Origin of the sequence: Patulibacter americanus DSM 16676, from assembly GCF_000420025.1 — a bacterium.
Taxonomy (GTDB): domain Bacteria; phylum Actinomycetota; class Thermoleophilia; order Solirubrobacterales; family Solirubrobacteraceae; genus Patulibacter; species Patulibacter americanus.
The window spans coordinates 121,746-141,181 of the sequence record NZ_ATUD01000012.1 but is presented as its reverse complement, the minus strand read 5'-3'; the positions used below and the strand labels follow the sequence as shown (position 1 = coordinate 141,181).

16 protein-coding genes are annotated in these 19,436 nt (G+C 76.0%); 6 read left to right on the top strand and 10 right to left on the bottom strand.

All coding sequences use genetic code 11. The features are described from left to right. The 4 genes from F593_RS0117490 to xseA all read right to left on the bottom strand — a co-directional run. A partial coding sequence (locus F593_RS0117490) for a methyl-accepting chemotaxis protein (RefSeq protein ID WP_022930041.1) occupies positions 1 to 1,370 on the bottom strand: 1,370 nt, incomplete at its 3' end. A 172-nt stretch (positions 1,371 to 1,542) separates the two neighbouring features. Beyond that, positions 1,543 to 3,411: an FUSC family protein gene (locus F593_RS0117485; protein WP_022930040.1), complete on the bottom strand. Its 1,869-nt coding sequence runs from the start codon at positions 3,409 to 3,411 to the stop codon at positions 1,543 to 1,545. A gap of 146 nt (positions 3,412 to 3,557) precedes the next feature. Beyond that, positions 3,558 to 4,070, bottom strand: a complete 513-nt coding sequence (locus tag F593_RS0117480; protein ID WP_022930039.1) for an exodeoxyribonuclease VII small subunit — start codon at positions 4,068 to 4,070, stop codon at positions 3,558 to 3,560. After that, on the bottom strand, positions 4,067 to 5,434 hold the full coding sequence (xseA, locus tag F593_RS0117475) for an exodeoxyribonuclease VII large subunit (protein ID WP_022930038.1): 1,368 nt from the start codon (positions 5,432 to 5,434) through the stop codon (positions 4,067 to 4,069). Before xseA ends, F593_RS0117480 begins: the two co-directional genes overlap by 4 nt. Before the next feature lie 307 nt (positions 5,435 to 5,741). Here xseA and F593_RS0117470 point away from each other — a divergent pair, with 307 nt between their 5' ends. After that, positions 5,742 to 6,218, top strand: a complete 477-nt coding sequence (locus tag F593_RS0117470) for a hypothetical protein (RefSeq protein WP_022930037.1) — start codon at positions 5,742 to 5,744, stop codon at positions 6,216 to 6,218. Positions 6,219 to 6,378: 160 nt separating this feature from the next. Here the strand turns inward: F593_RS0117470 and F593_RS0117465 are convergent, their stop codons facing one another. The 6 genes from F593_RS0117465 to F593_RS26255 form a co-directional block, all read right to left on the bottom strand. Further along, positions 6,379 to 7,755 (bottom strand): transcription termination factor Rho, encoded by a 1,377-nt coding sequence (locus F593_RS0117465; RefSeq protein ID WP_022930036.1) that lies wholly within the window; start codon positions 7,753 to 7,755, stop codon positions 6,379 to 6,381. Between the two features lie 400 nt (positions 7,756 to 8,155). Continuing rightward, the gene (locus tag F593_RS0117460) at positions 8,156 to 8,848 is read right to left on the bottom strand and encodes a transaldolase family protein (protein WP_022930035.1); all 693 of its coding nucleotides are present in this window, start codon (positions 8,846 to 8,848) and stop codon (positions 8,156 to 8,158) included. A gap of 45 nt (positions 8,849 to 8,893) precedes the next feature. Next, entirely contained in the window at positions 8,894 to 9,868 is a 975-nt protein-coding gene (gene folP, locus F593_RS26265) for a dihydropteroate synthase (RefSeq protein WP_022930034.1), read from the bottom strand. Next, positions 9,865 to 10,641: a dihydrofolate reductase family protein gene (locus tag F593_RS26260; protein WP_022930033.1), complete on the bottom strand. Its 777-nt coding sequence runs from the start codon at positions 10,639 to 10,641 to the stop codon at positions 9,865 to 9,867. The genes folP and F593_RS26260 overlap by 4 nt, the downstream gene beginning before the upstream one ends. Continuing rightward, positions 10,638 to 11,960 (bottom strand): RNA polymerase sigma factor sigma-70 region 4 domain-containing protein, encoded by a 1,323-nt coding sequence (locus F593_RS0117445; RefSeq protein WP_022930032.1) that lies wholly within the window; start codon positions 11,958 to 11,960, stop codon positions 10,638 to 10,640. Before F593_RS0117445 ends, F593_RS26260 begins: the two co-directional genes overlap by 4 nt. A 46-nt stretch (positions 11,961 to 12,006) precedes the next feature. Next, complete coding sequence (locus F593_RS26255; protein ID WP_022930031.1) at positions 12,007 to 13,680, bottom strand: glycerol-3-phosphate dehydrogenase/oxidase; 1,674 nt, start codon at positions 13,678 to 13,680, stop codon at positions 12,007 to 12,009. A 189-nt stretch (positions 13,681 to 13,869) separates the two neighbouring features. Between F593_RS26255 and F593_RS26250 the strand changes: the two genes are divergently transcribed. From F593_RS26250 to F593_RS0117415, 5 genes are read left to right on the top strand one after another with little or no spacing between them, the layout of a single operon-like run. After that, a complete protein-coding gene (locus tag F593_RS26250) occupies positions 13,870 to 15,102 on the top strand; it encodes a PspC domain-containing protein (protein WP_022930030.1) in 1,233 nt (410 codons plus the stop codon). Next, complete coding sequence (locus F593_RS28720) at positions 15,099 to 16,385, top strand: sensor histidine kinase (RefSeq protein WP_022930029.1); 1,287 nt, start codon at positions 15,099 to 15,101, stop codon at positions 16,383 to 16,385. Before F593_RS26250 ends, F593_RS28720 begins: the two co-directional genes overlap by 4 nt. Then, a complete protein-coding gene (locus tag F593_RS0117425; protein WP_028721774.1) occupies positions 16,379 to 17,047 on the top strand; it encodes a response regulator in 669 nt (222 codons plus the stop codon). Before F593_RS28720 ends, F593_RS0117425 begins: the two co-directional genes overlap by 7 nt. A gap of 44 nt (positions 17,048 to 17,091) precedes the next feature. Then, positions 17,092 to 18,177: an SDR family oxidoreductase gene (locus tag F593_RS0117420; RefSeq protein ID WP_022930027.1), complete on the top strand. Its 1,086-nt coding sequence runs from the start codon at positions 17,092 to 17,094 to the stop codon at positions 18,175 to 18,177. Positions 18,178 to 18,218: 41 nt separating this feature from the next. Beyond that, entirely contained in the window at positions 18,219 to 19,328 is a 1,110-nt protein-coding gene (locus F593_RS0117415; RefSeq protein ID WP_022930026.1) for a hypothetical protein, read from the top strand. The last annotated feature ends 108 nt before the right edge of the window (positions 19,329 to 19,436 follow it).

Below are 19,436 nucleotides of genomic sequence, written 5' to 3'. Positions count from 1 at the left end.
CCGCGGCCCTGCTCGCCGGCGCGGGCGGCCTCGATCGCGGCGTTCAGCGCGAGGAGGTTCGTCTGGCCGGCGATGCCGGTGATCGTGTCGACGATGCCGCCGATCTGCTCGCTCTTGGCGGCGAGGCCCTGCATCGTCGCGGTGACGGCGCTGGAGGACTCGCGCATCTGGCGCATGCCCTCGGTGGCCCGCTCGACGGCGCGCTCGCCCTCGGCGGCGACCTCGCGGGCCTCGACCGCGGCCTGCACGGTCTGCTGGGCGGACTCGGCGCTGGAGCGCGTGGCCTCGGACACCTCGGCCGTCGCGGCCTGGGCGGCCTCGACGGAGCGGACCTGGCGCTCGGCGCCCTCGGCGACGTCGGAGACGGCCTGGGCGATCTCGCCGACGGCGCGGCCGGCCTCCTCGGAGTTCGACGCCATCTCCTGCGACGCGGCGGAGAGGTTCTGCGCCGAGCTGCTCACGGAGCCGACGAGGCTCGAGAGGTTCGCCTGCATGTCGCGGAACGCGACGCCGAGGACGTCCTTCTCCGAGCGCGGCTCGATCGTCTGCGTCAGGTCGCCCTGGGCGATGCGGTCGGCGGTGCCGGCCATCTCGCGGACGTAGGCCACGAGGCGGCCGAACGCGCCGGCCATCTGTCCGACCTCGTCCTTCGAGGAGACGGTGACGTTCTGGTCGATGTCACCCTCGGCGATGCCGTCGGCGGCCGTGAGGACCTGGCGGACGCCGCCCACGATGCTGCGGGAGAGGAAGAGGGCGATCGCCAGCGCGATGAAGACGGCGACGAAGCCCAGGACGATGAGGACCGTACGGACGCTCGAGGTCGTGTCGGCCGCGTCGGCGACCGCGGCCCTGGACTCCTTGACGCTGAAGGCGACCCACGCGTCGAGGTTGTCGCCCAGCGTGTTGTAGCGGTCGAGGTTCCCGCCGTTGAGGATGCCGATGGCGCCCGCCGGGTCACCGGCGCGCCCGCGGGCGATGGAACCGGCGGTCGCCTCGACGTAGTCGGCCCACTGCGTGCGTGCGGTCTCCCAGAGCTTGCGGTCCACCGGGCCCCCGACGAGCGTGCTGTAGGAATCGAGGTCGCGGGTGATCTCGGCGTTGATCTCCTTGAGCCGCTCCTCGCGCTCGGTCCGGGCGGCGCCGGTGGCGACCGCCTGCTGAAGCTGGCTGATGCGGTAGTCGGACTGCTCCGTGTTGAGCTGCCCGACGAGCAGGACGGAGGGCAGGTCGCTCGTGCCGATCGACTTCGCGCGGTCGCCGATGTCGGAGGAGGCCGAGACGCTGAACAGGATGATGCCCACCAGAACGGCGAGCACGACGCCGAAGCCGCTGAGGAGCTTGGCGCGTAGGCTGCGGGTGTACCAGGACATGGGTGGGGTGCTCCGAGGAGAAGAAGGGGTCGGTGGGCCGACAGGGCGCCGGTTCTCCCCGTGATCGGCCGGAACGCCTGCCCCTGTACTGCGGGCGGGCGCCCGGCGTCGCCCCCCCGAGGGGCCACCGCCCGCCGGCCCTCGGCTCGACGACGGGGTTACGGGCGCGTGCTCAGGGAGCCGGAGCAGCGGCGGAGGACGACCGCGCGCCGGCCGGTCCCGGGGCTCCGTCCGGGTCCTCGTTGGGCGCCAGGGCGTCCCGGAGTCCCAGGAGCGCGCGGTACGTGGCGGGATGCCCGTCGATCGGCGGGACCGGCACGACCGCCCGCACCCGGTGCCCCTCGGCCATCGCGGCAAGGGCACCGAGGACCTCGTCGAGGGCGTCGAGGTGCTCGCGCCCCGACGGCGCCCCGTCCGCCGGCGCCGCGAACCCCATCGCGGCGTACGCCAGGCGCTCGACCGCGCCCGTGATCGTCCAGCGCTCGTCGGCGGCCCGACTGGAGAGGACGAGGTCCCCCACGGCGTCCTGCTGGACGGCGTGCAGGTTGAGCAGCGCGGTGTGCAGCCCGCGGCGGGAGCGGCGGACGAGCGCGCTCGACGGCGCCTCCGACCGGGTCAGCGCGGCGTGGAGCACGTCGCGGGCGGCCTCGATCGCGGCGCCCTGCGCGGCCCCGAGCCTCGTGGCGGCGGTCTGCGGCCAGAGGAACCGCCGGGCGAGCAGGCCTACGGCGCAGCCCAGCAGGGTGTCGACGATGCGGGCCCCGACGAGCGAGCCGGCCGGCACCCCGGGCACGCCGAGATCGACGATCAGGAGCGCGATCGGGGTCGCGAAGAACGTCGCGACGCCGTAGGCGGAGAACAGCGTGGCCTGCATCGAGATTTGGCAGAGCGCGAGCGCCACGACGATGAAGCCGGCCGTCGGATCCACGGCGAAGATCGCGGCGGCGAGCCCGACGCCGAGGATCGTGCCGACGGCACGCTGCACCGTGCGGCGGGCCGTCAGGGTCACGTTGCTGGCCTGGAGCACCGCTGAGGTCGTGAGACCGACCCAGATGCCGCGCTGGTCGTCGATGAGCAGGCCGAGGGCCGTGCCGGCCGCCACGGCGACGCCGGTGCGCACCGCCGTCGGCAGCACGAGGGATCCGGGACGCAGCACCCGGCGCAGGGCGGGTAGCGGACCACGGCGGCGGCGACGGCCGAACGGCACGATCGTCGACTGCAGGGTCATCACCGGGTCGGCGGCGGCCACGGCGCGGGACATCATGCGGGCGAACCGCTCGCCGTGGATCGTTCCCGGGGGGTCGGGCGGGAGCCGCAGGTCGCGAGCGGCGGAGGGGTCCCGGACCGCATCGCGCAGCCGGCGGGCCGCCGCGCCCCAGCCCGGGTCGGCCGGCGGAGCGTCGCGCAGGACGAGCCCGAGTGCCGCGTCGGTGACGGCCTCGCCCGCCAGCGCGATGCCGAAGAGCCGGTCGCCGTCGCCGCGGCGGTGCCCGGCGCGGATCATCACGGCGCGCGCCTCCTCGGCGGCGACGAGCAGGTCGTGCCGGGCCTCGCGCACGTCGTCGCGCCCCAGGGCGTCGAGCAGATGCGCCAGGCGGCCCCAGAAGACCTCGAGCGCCCGCTCCTCCGGGCCTCGCGGGCGCAGCAGCACCGGGGCCATGGCGATCGCGGTGACCACCGCGGCGCCGCCGAGCACGAGCGCCGCGCGGGCAGGCACGTCGCTCGCGTCCCCGGGGTACTGCGTGGCGGCGAGGAACGCGAGGACGAGGATGAACTCGCGGGGCCGGCCGACGTCCCACGCGTGGCAGGCCAGCGAGCCGAGGCCCGCGACCAGGCCGGCGCCGATCGCGACGGCGGGCGTGAACGCGGACGCGAGCGTGCCGAGGACCACGACACCGGTGAGTGCCAGACCGATCGCCGCCATGACGAGCAGCCGCCGCCGGAACGGCTCGTCGCGCGCGTAGATCGCCACGAACGCGCCCTGCGTGGCGATGGCGCCCTCGTGCGGGTGGCCGAGCGCGACCGCGATCGCCAGGGGCACGACGAAGCTGATGCCGATCCGCGTCGAGACGGCGCGGACCGCCCACGCGGAGCGCAGGACGGCCAGGACGCGCCGGCGCGCGTACCCCGCGGCACGCCCGGGGACGCCGGGGCCGGCTGGTGCGGCGGGGGTGTCGGCGGCGCGGCTCAGAACGGGATGTCGTCGTCGGCGCCGACGAACCCGAGGGTCGGGGCAGCGTCCGGCGCGGGCGTCCGCTCGGCGGGTGCGGCCGGGGGCTCCGGGGTCGTCCGGCGTGCGGGGGCCCGGCGCCGGGGCGCGGCGGGAGGCTCGTCCGCGGGCGCGTCGGGCACCGGTGCGGCGGCGGCCGCCACCGAGGCGTCTGCCGCGGCGGGGGCCGGTGCGGCGGCTGTCGGTGCGGCGTCGGCCGTCGCCGCACCGGCGGCCGGCGAGGCCGTGACCGCGTCGACGATGCGGAACGGGGTCGCGCCGTCACCCTCGTCGATCGCGCGGACCTCCTGCTCGATGCGGTCGAGGTGGTCGCGCAGCGCGCGCTCCAGGCCCTTGCCCTCCTTGAGCAGCGCGATCAGGCGCTCGGGGGGCATCGAGGCGTCGGCGGAGAGCTCCGTCGCGACCTCCTGCAGGCGCTCGTAGGCGGCGCCGAAGCTCAGCTCGACCGGGGCGTCGGGGGCGGGGCTCATGCGGGCTCCTCTTCGGGGTGCAGGGACCGGACGACCGTCTGGGCGGTGCCGTCCTTCAGGTGCAGGGTCAGGTCGGTGCCGGGCGTCAGCTCGTCGACGCTGCGGACGACGTGGCCGTCGCCGTCGGTCGCGGCGATCCAGCCGCGGCGCCGCGGGTCCGCGGCGTCGAGCAACCGGGCGTGCGCGTCGACGCCGGTGCGCAGCGTTGCGGTCGCCCGGGCGGCCAGGGGTCCGATCGGGCGGGCGTCGAGGGCGTGGCGCACCGCCTGGGCCTGCGAGCGGACGCGCTCGGGGGCCCGCTCGAGCGCCCGGCAGGCGCCGACGAGGTCGGCGTGGGTGCCGCGCAGGAACCGCTCCGTGCGCGCGTCGACGGCGCGCCCGGCGCTGTGGACGGCGGAGCGGTGGCCCTCGAGGCGCCCGCGGGCGTGGAGGCCCGCGCCGGCGGCCTCGAGGCGGTGGCGCAGCTCCGCGGGGCGGCGGGCGGCCCGGCCCAGGGCGCCGGCCGCGTGCTCGACCTCGCGCAACAGCTCGCGGCGGTCGGGGACCACCCGCTCCGCGGCGTGCCGGGGCACGAACGCGGCGTGGGTCACGTGGTTGCAGACGGGGTTGTTGTCCGTGTGGCCGATGGCGGTCAGGACCGGCGTGGCGATCGCCCGGATCGCGCGGCACAGCCGCTCGTCGTCGAAGCAGGCGAGGTCCTGGACGGAGCCGCCGCCGCGGGCGACGACGATGACGTCGACGCGCGGGTCGGCGTCGAGGCGCGCCAGGCGGTCGACGATCTCGCCCGGCGCCGAGACGCCCTGCACCCGGCAGCACGCCGTGACCACGGGCACCGCCGGGAAGCGGTCCCGCAGGCCGCGGACCACGTCCTTCAGCGCGTCGGAGTCCGCGCCCGAGATCAGGCCGACGCCGCGAGGGAACCGCGGCAGGGCCGGGAACCCGTCGGGGTCGCACAGGCCCTCGAGCGTGAGCCGGTCCACGAGCTCCGCGCGTCGGCGCAGCAGCTCGCCCTCCCCCGCCGTCTCGACGTCCTCGACGACGACCCGCAGGCGGCCGCCCCCGCCCCAGAACTCCGTGTGGCGCACGCGCACGCGCACCCGGTCGCCGTGCCTGGGCTCGTGCGTGGGGCCGCCGGCGCCACGCCGGTGCCGGCCCGTGAGCCACGGCAGGTACGAGCACGGGAGCACGTTCTCGCCGTCGGTGAGGTCGAACCACCAGACGCCGCGACCGCCCTGCTTGGGGCGCTGAACCTCGCCCTCCACCCACGCGGGACCGGCCTCGCGCAGCGCGCGTCCGATGCGGGCGGCGTAGTCGGCGACGCCGATCGGGGCCTGGGTCGTCTGGTCGGGGGGAGCCTGCGTCATGCGGTCCTCTCAAAGCTACGCGCTGACCCGGCCGGGGTGGCGTGCGCCGGGGTCTCGGGCCCGGTCCCGTGCAGATCCGGCGCACGGCGAGGGCGTCGCGGGGCACCTCGATCACGGTGGCCGCGGGAGCCGTAGCGCATCTGCGCGGGTGCAACATCGAACCCAGGGGGTGTGCGGGGGAAGGACTCGCCCCTAGGATGCCGAGCACGTCCTGGGACGCGGTTGCCGCCGTGCGCCCCGGGAGCCATCATCTGTCGTGTGGGTCGGCCTCGTTGCCGCCTCCGCCCCACCGCGTCCAACGAGCTTCATGGATTCCACCTTCCACGGGAACTACGACTCCGGCGAGGACTTCGTCCTCGAGTACGGAGATCTGCGTTTCACCTTCAACGAGCGCGATTTCGCCGAGCGCTGCGAGCAGGCCGCCGTGCGGCTGGGCTTCGTGCACGACCGCCTGGGTCCCGACGAGGTCGACGACCTGGTCGAGCTCACGGTCAGCGGCGAGGTCGTCGAGCCCGTCTCGCGCCTCGGCGAGCACGTCAACGAGTGCTGGACCGAGCTGTCCGGCCCCGCCGAGCGCTCCCTCGTCCACTGGATGCGCCGCCTGGTCTTCCGCGGGGCCTGGATGGACCAGCGCGTGAAGGAGGGCGAGCTCGACATCCGCTTCGACGAGGACCGTCAGCGGTTCGAGTACGTGCAACCAGCCCGCGGCGACGAGCCCGTCGAGCTGGCTCCCGCCCCCTCCTGGTTCCAGGTCTCCTACATGCCGGTCGACGACCGCCGCTGAACGCCCCGCCGCCGGGTCCGCCCGGCACCCAGGACGACGACGAAGGGCCCCGAATCTCGGGGCCCTTCGTCGTTCTCGGGAGACCGCGTCACCGCGCGGACCCCTGCCGTACCGGGCGACCCCGACCCGCCGCTGCGGCGGGTGGGGGTCGCGGCGGCCGCTAGACCTGCTGGAGCTCCTGGCGGGCGGCGGCGATGGCGGCCGCGCCCTCCTCGCCCACGAGCAGCTCGGGGCGCAGGGTGCCGGAGGCGGCGAGGTCGAGCGCCGGGAAGCGGCCCGTCGTCGTCAGGGCGGCGTCGAGGCGGATGACCGTGCTCTCGCCGCCGGCCGGGGCCTCGCGGGTCGCGACGATCGTCAGCGAGCCGCCGTCCTGGAGCTTGCGGGCGGCCGCGAGGATGCGGCGCGCGGCGCCCTCCCCCAGGCCGTCGAGCGTGTCGATCAGCAGCACGGCGTGGCCGCCGCGGGCGGCGATGCGCCGGCCGCGGTCGACGACCTCGTCGATCGCCTTCGCACGGGCGTCGGGACCGACGGAGAGGTCGAGCGCGACGGCGGGCGTGAGGCCGGAGTCCTTCCAGTCGCCCAGCTCCTCCGGGCGAACCCCGACGAGCACGGGCAGGAGCTCGAGACCGTCGATGGCGTTCAGGGCGACGCCGAGGCGGCGGAGCGCCTCGCTCTTGCCGGCGGCGTGCGGGCCGGCGATCACGGCGCGGGAGCCGCGGCCGAGCGGGGTGAGCCAGCCGATCGCGGCGACCGTCGGGTCCTGCGTCTCGATCGCGAGCAGCTCCGTCGGGCGGACGACCGCGAGCTCCTCGAACCGGGTGCCGGTCGCGGCCTCGTCGGCGGGGGCGCCGTTGATGGTCTCGACGCGGATGAGCGAGGGGTAGCGCTCGGAGCGGCGGGCGGTGCGGGTCGGACCGGAGACGGTGTCGCCGTCGACGAGCTCGCAGCGGCGGACCTGCCCGGCGGAGACGTAGACCTCGGAGCCGTCCTGGGCCTTCAGCATCGCGGAGCCGTTCTGGCCGATCGCGACGACGCCCTCGACGGTCACACCCTCCTCGTCCCGGCCACCGCGGTCGCGGTCGTCGCGGCCACCGCGGTCGCGGTCCTCACGCGGGGCGCGATCCTCACGCGGGCCACGGTCGCGGTCCTCACGCGGCGCGCGGTCCTCGCGGCCCCGGCGCTCGTCGCGCGGGCTCTCGGCGCTCTCGTCGCCACCGCGGCGACGACGGCGGCGCGGACGGTCGTCCTCGTCCTCGTCCGTGAGGGAGACGACGTCGGTCGACGTCGGCTCGGAGCGCTCCTCGTCGCGGCGACCACCGCGGCGGCGGCGACGGCCGCCCTGGCCTTCGTCGTCGGCGGACGGGGCGTCGGCGGACCGGGTGTCGGCGGAGGCGTCGCCGCCGCGGCGCTCGACGATGGTGTCCACGAGCTGCTCGCGGCGCAGCTTGCGGAAGCCGTCGACGGCGAGCTCGCCGGCGAGGGCGTGCAGGTCCGCCAGGCTGCTCTGTTCCAGGACCTCACGGGTCAGAACGGTCATACAGGGTGCTCCTTCGGGAGTTCGTGTCGGTTGGCGCCCGGCCGCGTTGTGCGCAGCGACCGGCGACTGCGCCACACCCTAGAGGACCCCCGGGCGACCGCGCCTCGCCCCCGCGCCGGCCTGAAGGCGGGCTGAGCAGGCAGAACGCCCGTGGACGCGCGAGCCGGGCCGCTCCCCGCCGCCATTCTGAATATGCACAGTGCGCTTGACATATTCAGACTGCTCCGCGCACGGCGGGCCGTGGCCTAGGCACGGCGCGAGCAAGCCAGGGGCCGGGTGCGGTGGGTGCGAGCCGGGACCCAGGCGCGGTGCAGGCGAGGCGCGTGCAACGACGACGGGCCGCGCGATGCGCGGCCCGTCGGTCCTGCGGGCTCCGCCGGCACGTGGCCGGCGGGGCGGATCAGGCGTTCTTCTTGGACTGCTCGACGAGGCCGTTGAGCCACTCGGCGAGCTCGGGCTTCGTCGCCCAGTCCTTCGCGAAGCCGGCGTTGCCGGAGTCCGTCAGCGGGTGGTTCAGCATCTGCTTGAGCACCTTGTACGGGACCGTGGCGACGTCGGCGCCGGCCGTGGCGGCCTTGACGACGTGCAGCGGGCTGCGGGTCGACGCGGCGAGGACCTGCGCGCCCGAGGAGTTCTCGTGCACGGCCTCGACGATCTCGCGCAGCTCGTACTCCGAGTCGACGCCGATGTCGTCCAGGCGGCCGAGGAAGCTCGAGATGTACGTGGCGCCGGCCTCGGCGGCCAGGATCGCCTGGGCGGCCGAGAAGACGAGCGTCATGTTGACGGGGTGGCCGAGCTCGCGCAGGCGGGCCGTAGCCTCGAGGCCGGCGGGACCGAACGGCACCTTGACGATGATGTTCTCGTGCAGGGTGCGGACGGCGATGCCCTCCTCCACCATGCGGTCGGGATCCTCGGAGACGACCTCGGCGGAGGTCGGGCCGCCGACGATCTCGGCGATGCGCTTGATGGCCTCACCGGCGTCGCCCTCGGCCTTGGCGAGGAGCGACGGGTTGGTGGTCGCGCCGGCGAGCACGCCCCAACGGGCGACCTCCTCGACCTCGGTGACGGATCCGGTGTCGATGAACAGCTTCATGCGGGGTTGCTCCCAGAGGGGTGTCGAATTGCGGGGGACGTCTTCTCAGCGTACAGCGGGCTCACGTGAGCCCCCTTCGTCGCCGCGGTCGTCGTCATCGTCGTCGTCGGAGGAGTCGTGGAGCCACTGCAGGCGCTCGTCGAGTCCCGACTCGCGGTCGACGGACGGCATCGGCTCGCGGCCGTCCATCACGGCGCGGACGCGGAGGTAGTCCGCGGCCTCGCGGACGTCGTGCATCCGGGCGATGGAGTACTTGGCCCGTTCGGCGCACCAGCCGAGCGCGGCCAGCGTGCCGGCCAGGCGCTCGTCGGGCTCGCGGTGGATGATCGTGCCGACGAAGTACTTGCGGGAGACGGCCAGGAGCACGGGGTGCCCGTGCACGGAGAGGTTCGGCAGGTCACGCAGGACCTCGACCGTCTCGCCCGGCATCTTCGCGAAGTCGGGACCGGGGTCCAGGACGATGGAGTCGGCGCGGACGCCGGCCTGCAGCGCGCGCTCGCGCAGGCTGTTCAGCACGCGACGGACGTCGTCGACGACGCGGGAGCCGTAGTCCGGGAAGTGCTCCGTCTTCGGGTCCGCGCGGGTGTGCATGAGCACGATCCCGGCGCCGCGCGCGGCGACGACGGACGCCAGGCGGGAGTGGTACAGCCCGGAGACGTCGTTGATGAGGTGCGCGCCGGCGTCGAGCACGGCCTCGGCGACCTCGGGCTTCCACGTGTCGACGGAGACGATCAGCCCGTGGTCGACGAGCCGCCGGACGACCGGGGCGACGCGCGAGATCTCCTCGCGGATCCCCGTCACGGGCGTGTGGGTGACGCCGGACTCGCCGCCGACGTCGATGATCTCGGCGCCGGCCTCGGCCAGGCCGATGCCGTAGGCGACCCGCTGCTCCACCGTCTCCAGGTGGTTGCGGTCGCTGAACGAGTCGGGGTTGCAGTTCACGATCCCCATCAGCGCCGGCCGGCCGGCCTGGAGCGTGAGGGTGCGGTCCCGCAGGCGGAGGTGCAGCTCGTCGGTCACGCCGGGCTCCCGTTCTTCAGGTGGTAGTGCAGGAAGAGGACGTCGCCCCCGCGCCAGACCCCGCGCAGGGCCATCGGCAGCGGTGTGCCGTCGCGGCCGAGCTCGCCGCGAAGCATGGTCAGCGCGTCGTCACCGCCCACCAGGAGCGGCGAGACCGTGACGAGCAGCTCGTCGAGGACGCCGTCGCGGGCGAGCGCCGCCAGCAGCGACGGGCCGCCCTCGCAGTTGACCTGCCGTGCTCCGCGACCCGCCAGGTCGCGCAGCGCGGCCTCGGGGGTGGCGGACGGCAGCACGACGACGTCGACGTGCCCGTCGTCCACCCCGTAGGGCGGCTCGGTCTCGGTGTAGACGACGGCGTGCGTCAGCGGCTCGTGGAGCAGCGGCACGTCCTCGTCGAGCGCGAAGGAGCGGGTGATCGTCGCCAGGAGCGGCTCGGGCGGCAGGCCCGCGGCCTCGCGCTCCTGCCGGTGCGGCGCGTCGAGCGTCGTGGAGTAGCGCTCGGCGTTGAGCGTGCCCGTGCCGACGAGCAGCGCGTCGGCCCGGGAGCGCAGTCCGCGGAAGACCGCGCGGTCCTCGGGGCCGCCCAGGGCGCCGGAGCGGCCGTTCACGGCGACGTGGCCGTCGACGCTGGCGACCATCACGCCGATCGTGCGCGGCCGGCCCGCGACGGGCGGGGCGGCGTCGGCGACGATCGCGTCGAGCAGCCCGGCGACCGGCACCGCGCCGCCCGGGTCACCCGCGCCCTCGAGGTTGCGGAAGAGCGGGTCGCTCACCCGCGCACGATGCGGAAGGTCTGGTGCTGGACCGTGACGGAGCCCAGGACGCGGTCGGTCGGCGCGGCGCCCGTGTCGCGGGTGCTCGTGCGCTCCCGGGTGCTCGTGCCGGGCGTCGGCGCCTCCTTCGTGGGCTCGTCGCCCTTCGTCAGGGCCACGACGAGCGCCACGATGACGGCCACCAGCAGGATCACGACGACGGCGATCTGCCAGCGCGGGGCGCGGCCGCTGCGGTCCAGCGGCTGCAGGAGCTCACCCGAGGGCTCGCCGCCGTCCCAGCCGTCGTCCCACGGCTCGGGCTCGCCGTCGTCCGCGACGTCGTCGTCGTCGGGCAGCGGCTCGGCCGGCCGGCGGCCGGGGCTGGCGCCCTCCAGGCCGAGCGCGGCGACGTCGCTCGAGGACCATTCGACCGTGGCGTGCGGGTCGGCCGCGGTGGCCGCGCCCTCCGGGGCGGAGGAGCCCGTCGCGGCGAGGGCGGACTGCGGGGCGGCGTCGGCGCCCGCCGATGCGGCGGCGGCCGCGGCGGCCCCCGGGGCGGCGGCGCCGCCCAGGCCCGAGGCCGGGGTGACCGCGGCGGCCGCGGCGATCACGGCGTCGCGCAGACCCTCGGGCGGCGGGCTCGGCGTCCAGGCGCCGTAGGAGAGCCCGGCCTCCTCGAGCGCGTCGACGGCCTCGGCGTGCGCGGGGCTCGCCTCGATCCACGTGGCGAGCCGCTCGCGGCCCTCGGGACCGCGCAGCTGGCCGTCCTGACGGAGCGCGGCCAGCGCGAGCGCGTGACGGTCCTCGGGGTCGGCCATCGCGTCCTGGGCGAGCGCGCCGCCGCGCATCGCGTCGCGGAGCATGAGCCGCGACTGGGCGAGCATGGAGGCCAGCAGGCCCGGGTCGACCCGCAGCAGCGCCGAGAGCTCGGCGTGGTCGAGGTCGCTCAGCCCGCGCAGCGCGAGCACCTCGCGCTGGTCGACGGGCAGGGCGTCGTTGCCCGCGACGACGGCCGCCTGCAGCGGGGCCGTCGCGCCCGAGGCCTCGTCGTGCGCGCGCAGCTGGGCGGCGTACTCCGGGTTCGCGGCGAGTTGGCTCAGCAGGCCGCGGGCGTGCCAGCAGCCCATGAGCAGCAGGTCGCGATCGTCCGTGCCGGGCGCGGCGTCGGCCGGGATCCGCTCCGTGACGGCGGTGAACGCCGCCACCGCGGCGTGCCACGACGCCCCCGGGCTGCCCGTGATGCGCAGCGCCAGGTTGAAGACGGTCTCGCCGTTGCGGTCGAACCGCGATGCGGCTACCGCCGGTCCGGCGCTCGGGGTGCTTCCGTGCTCACTCGACATCGATCAGCTGGATCCTAGGGTGTCGTCCGGTCGAGGGTGCAGCGGGCTACGCCGCACCGGGCAGCAGGCCCTCGAGGCGCGCCTCGACGCGGAAGTCCTCCACGGCCGCCTCCGTCGCGGCGGCGTCCCAGCCCCGCTCCGGCGCCACGACCGCGGCCACCCGTCGCACGGCCGCGGCGTCGTCCGCCAACAGGCTCCGCGCCGCGGTCACCCCCAGGCGGGTGCGGCGCAGCAGGACGTCGCCGAGCGTGCGCGCGTGCTCGTGGCGCACGGCGTGGACCGCCTCCGCGAGCAGGTCGACCGGGCCGTCGTCGACGACGGGGGCGGCGAGCTCCGGGCGGCCGGTCGTCAGCTCGAGGACGTCCCGGGCGACGGAGCCGTAGCGGGCGGCGAGCTGCGCCCGCGCGGCCTCGCTCGTGCCGGGCGCGTGCGGCAGGCGCAGCGGGTCGACGGGCTGGCCGAGGGGCAGCGACTCCGTGCGGCAGGGGGCGTCGCGGCCGTCGCGCTCCGTCAGCCGGTCGACCGTCGACTTCGCCATCCGCCGCCACGTCGTGAGCTTGCCGCCCGTGATCGTGAGCATCCCGGACGAGGTCTCGTAGAGCTCGGCGCGACGCGAGATGTCGACGGAGCGCTTGGGGTCGCCCGTCGCGATCAGGGGCCGCACGCCGGCGTAGGCCCCCGAGACGTCCCCCGCGTGCAGCGCCGTGCCGAAGAAGTCGTTGACGCCGGAGAGGATGTACTCCACGTCCTCCTCCGGCGCGCGCACGTGGTCGAGGTCGCGCTCGTCGAGGTCGTTGTCCGTCGTGCCCACGAGCGTGCGGCCCAGCCACGGCAGCGCGAACATGAAGCGGCCGCCGCCCGACGGCACGATCGCCCCGGAGCGCAGCGGCAGGCGGTCGGCCGGGAGGGTCACGTGGGTGCCGCGCGACGGGCGGATCCGCGGGACCTCGGCCTCCGTGTGCAGCTCGGCCGGGCGCAGGCGGTCGGCCCACACGCCCGTGGCGTTGACGACGTTCTGGGCGCGGATCGGGAAGGTCTCCCCGGTCTCGCCGTCGCGGACCTCGACGCCCTCGGCCAGCCCGTCGCGTTCGAGCAGCCCCAGCACCTCGAGTCGGTTGCAGGGGACCGCGCCGAAGCGCTCGGCCTCCTGGAGGATCGTCAGCACGAGCCGGCTGTCGTCCGTCTGGCAGTCGTGGAAGAGCCAGCCACCCGTCGGGTCCTGCCCGGCCAGGGCGGGCAGGTGCTCCACGACCTCGCGGGCGTCGAGCGTGCGGTGGCGGTCCGGGGTCCAGCCGCGCTCCTCCTCCGCCGCGCGGCCCCGGCGACGGCCCGGGCGGCGGGCGTCCACGGCCAGCGCGTCGTAGAGGTTCAGGCCGACCCCGGTCATGCGGTCGGGCCGGTGCGTCTCGGTCGTGGCGACGACGAGGGGGAGCGGGGTGACGAGGTGCGGGGCCAGCCGTGCGTTGATCTGCCGCTCGAGCAGCGCCTCGCGCACCAGGCCGATGTCGAAGGACGCCAGGTAGCGCAGCCCGCCGTGGACGAGCTTCGAGGACCGGCTGGACGTGCCCGACGCGTAGTCGAACCGCTCCACGAGCGCCACGGAGTACCCCCGCGACGCCGCGTCGAGGGCCACCCCCGCCCCCGTCACGCCGCCGCCGACCACCACGACGTCGAAGACCTCGCCGGCCAGGGCCTTCAGGGCGTCCGCGCGCTCGAGCACCCCTGCAGCATCGCACCGCCGGACGGCCCCGGCGGCGGACCGCCGCGGGGGCCGTCAGACTGCGGCGACCCCCGCACGGGCCGTCGCCGGGCTGAGGGACCGGCCCGGGGTCCGCCCGGGGGATCCCCCATAGGCGCGGAGGGCCGGCGCGGGCACCCTGGATCAGGACAACGCGATCCAGGACGACCGATGAGCAGCGACCCCACAGACCCCACCCCGCCGCGCCCCGGCGGCCCCGACGACGAGACCCGGACGTCGCCCGCCCTGGGCGGCGGCGCCGACCCCGCGTCGACCGTCGGCCACGGGACCGACGGGCCCGTCGACCACCGCGCCGACGAGACCCGGTCGTACGCCGCGGACGAGACCCGCGAGTACGGCACCGGGCCGGCCGACGCCGCCTCCGCCGCGGCTCCTGCTCCAGCCGCGGCCGAGGAGCGCGGGCTCTCGCGCTCCGCCAGCGACCGCGTCCTCTTCGGCGTCTGCGGCGGCATCGCCGAGCGCTACGGGTTCGAGCCGCTGCTCGTACGGCTCGGGTTCCTGCTCACGCTCTTCCTCGGCGGCGCGGGCGTGCTCTTCTACCTCGCCGCGGCCGTCCTGATCCCGAACGCGCCGACCGCCGCGGGCGGCACTCCGCGGCCCGGCGGCGCCGTCGGGGCCGCCAACGGCCTGCTGCGCTGGACGGTCGGCCTCGCCGTCGCCATCGCGGTCTTCTTCGCCCTCTGTGCCGTCGCGGCGGTGAGCTTCGGCGCCACGATCCTGCTCGGCGCCTGGCCCGTCGCGGTGGTGCTCCTCGTCATCTGCGTGCTGCTCCTGCTCTCGGCCCGCAACCGCCGGACCGCCGGGACGCTGCTCGTGCTCGCCCTCGCGCTCGCGGTGCCCGCCACGGCCGCGGTGGTCGCCGACGTCCACGTCGACCGCTCCGCCGGGCAGCGCACCGTCCGCCCCGTCACCCAGGCGCGCGCGGCCCAGGGCTACAAGCTCGGCATGGGGCGGCTCATCGTCGACCTGCGCAGCCTCGACCTGGCGCGCGGCGACCGCGTGACCGTGCCCGCGAGCGTCGACATCGGCACCCTCGGCGTGATCCTGCCGCGCAAGGCGTGCGTCGCCTGGACCGTGGAGAGCCGCGTGCGCATCGGCGGCCGCACCGACGTGCTCGGCGACGAGCTCATCCGCAACGACTGGACGACCACGGACGGCAGCCGCCGCACCGTCGAGATCGACCCGGTCAGCCGCAAGCGCGGCGGTACCTCCCGGCCCCGCGTGACCCTCGAGCTGCGCACGGGGATCGGCGAGATCGTGGTCGGCCACAGCCGCCGCGAGATCGACGGCTGGCGGCCGATGACCCGCACGGGCGTGACCGGCTCCGACGACCTGCTGCGCACCGCGGCCTGCCGGACCACGCGGGAGCGCAGCGCGCGGTGACCCAGCGCCCGCTGATCCGCGTCGCTGCCGCGTGCGGGCTCGTCGTCGCGCTCCTGCTGCTCGCCGCCGACGCGACGAACGCGACGGGCGCGCGGGCGGCGCTCGGCGTGGCCTGCGCGCTGCTCGTGATCGCGGCGCTGTCGGCGCGCGTCGGCCTGTGGCTCGACCGCCGCGGCGAGCGTCGCCGGATCCGCGCCGCCCGCCTGGCCGCGCCGCCGGCCGCCCTGCCCGTCGGCGGCCGCCAGACCGTCGCGGGCTTCGTGCTCGTCCTCGCCGGCGCGCTCGTCAGCCTGCTGGCGCTGGAGTCCGCCCTGGGCATCAGCGCGTGGGCCCTCCTGCTGCTCGGGGCCGGCGGCTTCGTCCTCTGGGCGCAGACCACCGATCTGCCCGACGCCGACGCGGACCGGCCGCTGAGCGGCTGGCAGCGGGTCGTCGGCCGACGCGGCGGGGGCCGGCACGGCAACGGCCCCGACGGCCTGCTCCTGAGCAGCGGCATCGGCCTCGTCGTCCTCGGGGCGCTCGTCGCCCTCTCCTCGCTCGGCGCGCTGGACACCACGCGCTCCGGGCTCCTGCAGCTCGTGGTCGCCGTCGCGGCCATCGCCGTCGTCGTCGCCCCCTTCTGGCGCCGCTCCACACGCCGCGCCCAGGCCGAGCGCTCCGAGCGGATCCGCGGCGACGAGCGCGCCGAGGTCGCCGCGCACCTGCACGACTCCGTGCTGCAGACGCTCGCGCTGATCCAGCGCCGCAGCGACGACCCGCGCGAGGTCGCCCAGCTCGCGCGTCGTCAAGAGCGCGAGCTGCGGACCTGGCTCTCCGGCCGCTCCGAGCGCCCCGACGACGAGCTGATGGCCGCGCTGCGCGCCGCGGCGGCCGCGGTCGAGGTGGAGCACCGCGTCGAGATCGAGGTCGTCACGAGCGGAGAGCGGCCCCTCGATGATCGCTCCGCCGCCGTCGTGGCCGCCGCCCGCGAGGCGATGGTCAACGCGGCCCGGCACGCCTGCCCCGCCGCGACCGCCGGCGCCCCGGGCAAGGTGGGCCCCGACGGCCGGATCGCCCTCGATCCCGTCGTCATCTCCGTCTTCGCCGAGGCCGAGGACGGCCGCGTCGAGGTCTTCGTCCGCGACCGCGGGCAGGGCTTCGACCCCGAGGCGCTGCCCGCGGACCGCCGCGGCGTGCGCGAGTCCATCGTCGGCCGCATGCGCCGCGCCGGCGGACGCGCCACCATCCTCTCGGCCCCCGGTGAGGGGACCGAGGTCGAACTGCTCCTGGAGGACCGATCGTGACCCGTCCCACCGTCGTGCTCGTCGACGACCACGCGCTGTTCCGCGCCGGCGTGCGCGCCGAGCTCGAGAACCGCGGCGACGCCGGTGCCGAGGTGCTCGGCGAGGCCGGCGACGTCGACGAGGCGGTCCGCATGATCCTCGACCGCGAGCCCGACGTCGTGCTCCTCGACGTCCACATGCCGGGCGGCGGCGGGGCCGAGGTGCTGCGCCGCGTGCACGAGAAGCGGCCGGGCCAGAAGGTCCTCGCGCTCTCCGTCTCCGACGAGCCCGAGGACGTCATCGCGCTCATCCGCGGCGGCGCCCGCGGCTACGTCACCAAGACGATCTCCGGCGACGAGCTCGTCGGCGCGATCGCGAAGGTCGCGGGCGGCGACGCCGTCTTCTCCCCGCGCCTGGCCGGGTTCGTCCTCGACGCCTTCGCCGGCCGCATCGACGCGGCGGTGGCGCTCGTCGCCGACCCCGAGCTCGACGGGCTCACGGACCGCGAGCGCGAGGTGCTGCGCCTCATCGCCCGCGGCTACATGTACAAGGAGATCGCCCGCCGGCTGACGATCAGCCCGAAGACGGTCGAGCACCACGTGAGCGCCGTCCTGCGCAAGCTCCAGCTCTCCAACCGCCACGAGCTGACGCGCTGGGCGACGGAGCGCCGGCTCGTCGACTGAGGGCCACGGCGAGCGTTTCCTACGCATGGGTAGGATCCGCGGCCATGGCGTCGCGCACGATCCTCTTCACCGGCTTCCCGGGCTTCATCGGCGCCCGCCTCATCCCGCTCCTCCTCGATCAGGACCCCGAGGCCACGGTGGTCGCGCTCGTCGAGCCGCGGATGACGCAGAAGGCCCAGGCGGTAGCGGCCGAGCTGGGGCGCGGCGACCGGCTGCGGATCCAGGCGGGCGACATCACGAAGCCCGCCCTCGGCCTCGACGCGGAGACCTACCGGCAGCTCACCGCCGACACGGTCGCCGTGCACCACCTCGCCGCCGTCTACGACCTCGCCGTCCCGCTGTCGATCGCGGAGCGGGTCAACGTCGAGGGCACGCAGAACGTCGTCGACTTCTGCCGGGCCTGCCCGCGGCTCGAGCGCCACAACTACGTGTCGACCTCGTACGTGGCCGGCCTGCGCCGGGGGACCGTCAAGGAGGCGGACCTCGCGGCCGGCCAGGCGTTCAAGAACCACTACGAGTCGACGAAGTTCGCCGCCGAGGTCATCGTCCGCGCGTCGATGGAGGACGTGCCGACCACGATCTACCGGCCCGGCATCGTCGTCGGCGACTCCCGCACGGGCGTCACGCAGAAGTTCGACGGCCCGTACTACCTGCTGCGCACGATCGCCTCGGCCGTCGGGCGCCACGCGCCCATCGTCCAGCCCGGGCAGATGGCGGCCCCGTTCAACGTGGTCCCCATCGACTTCGTGATCGACGCGATCGTCACCGGTGCCGGGGACTCGGCCTTCGCCGGCGAGACGCTGCACCTCGTCGACCCGGACCCGATCTCGGCCGCCGAGCTCTACGCGCTCCTCTGCCGCGCCTACGCGGGCAAGCCGCCCGCGTTCCGCCTGCCGTGGGGGCTCGTGGACCAGAGCCTGCGCCTGGGGACCGTCCGCCGGCTGCTCGGCGGCACGCCCCGCGAATCGCTGCTCTACCTCAACCACCAGGTCCGCTACGACACCGCCCGGGCGACCGAGCTGCTGGGCCGCCACGGCGTGCGCTGCCCGCCCGCGGCGACGTACGTCGGCCCGATGGTGGCGTTCTTCCGCGAGCACGAGGCCGACCCGGCGTTCGTGCCCGCCGGGTGAGCGCACCGGAACTCCCGGGCCGCTGCGGGGTTCTCTCCTTCGTGACCCCGCGCTCCCCCGCCCCGCTGCTCGCCGCCGGCCTCCTCGCCGCCGCGGCCGTCGCCACCGGTGCGCCCGCGGCCCAGGCCGCCGGGGAGCGGGGACCCCAGGGGGCCTCCGTCCTCAGCGTCGAGCCGAACGACACCGCGATCGACGGCTGGGGCGGCTGGCTCGTGTGGAGCCGGCGGGCCGACGACGGCACCTTCGGGCTCGTGGCGCGCACCCCCGAGGGCGTCGGCGTGCTCCTGCCGGTGCCCGCCCAGACCGCGCCGATCGACGCCTCGATCGGCCCTGGCCCCGACGGCGGCCCGCTCGTCGTCTACGCCCGTTGCACGCGCCCCGACGCCTCGCCGCCCATCGGCTGCGACGTCCACCGCATCGACCCGCGCACCGGCGTCGACGCGCCCGTGCCGTCCGCCTCGCTGCCGGGCGTGGACGAGCGCGCGCCGGCCGTCTGGGGCAACCGGATCGCGTTCTCCCGCAGCGTCGGCCGGCCGCGCGCGGGCCGCTCGGCGGTCGCCCTCACGACGCTTGACGCCACGGAGCCGCCGTCGCGGCTGATCTACCCGCCGGCCAAGGAGCGGATCGGCACGGGCAAGCGCAACTTCCGGGCCTACACGCCCGACAGCATCGACCTGCAGGGGTCCACCCTCGCGTTCGTGTGGCACGCCACCGGGCTGCGCGACCGCTGGCGCCTCGTCGTCCAGCGCGGCCAGCGCCGGGGCAAGATCCTGCTGACCGCCACGTCGACCCGCTCGACGCTGCGCCGTCTGGGGCGGCCCGTGCTGTCCGCCGGCGAGGTCACCGTCCCCCGGCTGCGCACCGGCATGCGCAGCCGCTCCGAGATCTACCGCACCACGCTCTCGGGACGGAAGGCGTGGACGCTCGAGTCCGGCTTCTCCGGCGCGCAGACGACTCGCTACGGCTCCGCGCTGACGGCGGTCGCCGCACCGACGCCGACCGCCATGGTGCTCGTGCGCCGGCTGGCCAGCGACGGCCGCTGGAGCTGCAAGAACGCCGCGGTCGCCGAGGCCCGGGGCTGCGAGGTCCTCCAGGTCGACCGGGCCGCCCAGCCGTGGCGGAAGATCCGCCCCCAGTCCGAGTACCCGTAGGCCGCCCCCGCCCGCGGGCGCCCGGTCGTCCCGCCCCAGGCGCCCCGATCTCGCCGGGGGCGCACAGGTCCCACCCCGGACACCCCGGGTGCCGCGCCGCTCGCGGCC

Coding starts and splice junctions, on each gene's coding strand:
- F593_RS0117465 (WP_022930036.1), bottom strand. CDS start 7,755: ATGACCGTTCTGACCCGTGAGGTCCTGGAACAGAGCAGCCTGGCGGAC.
- xseA (WP_022930038.1), bottom strand. CDS start 5,434: ATGACGCAGGCTCCCCCCGACCAGACGACCCAGGCCCCGATCGGCGTC.
- F593_RS0117420 (WP_022930027.1), top strand. CDS start 17,092: ATGGCGTCGCGCACGATCCTCTTCACCGGCTTCCCGGGCTTCATCGGC.
- F593_RS0117445 (WP_022930032.1), bottom strand. CDS start 11,960: ATGTCGAGTGAGCACGGAAGCACCCCGAGCGCCGGACCGGCGGTAGCC.
- F593_RS26250 (WP_022930030.1), top strand. CDS start 13,870: ATGAGCAGCGACCCCACAGACCCCACCCCGCCGCGCCCCGGCGGCCCC.
- F593_RS0117470 (WP_022930037.1), top strand. CDS start 5,742: ATGGATTCCACCTTCCACGGGAACTACGACTCCGGCGAGGACTTCGTC.
- F593_RS0117460 (WP_022930035.1), bottom strand. CDS start 8,848: ATGAAGCTGTTCATCGACACCGGATCCGTCACCGAGGTCGAGGAGGTC.
- F593_RS0117480 (WP_022930039.1), bottom strand. CDS start 4,070: ATGAGCCCCGCCCCCGACGCCCCGGTCGAGCTGAGCTTCGGCGCCGCC.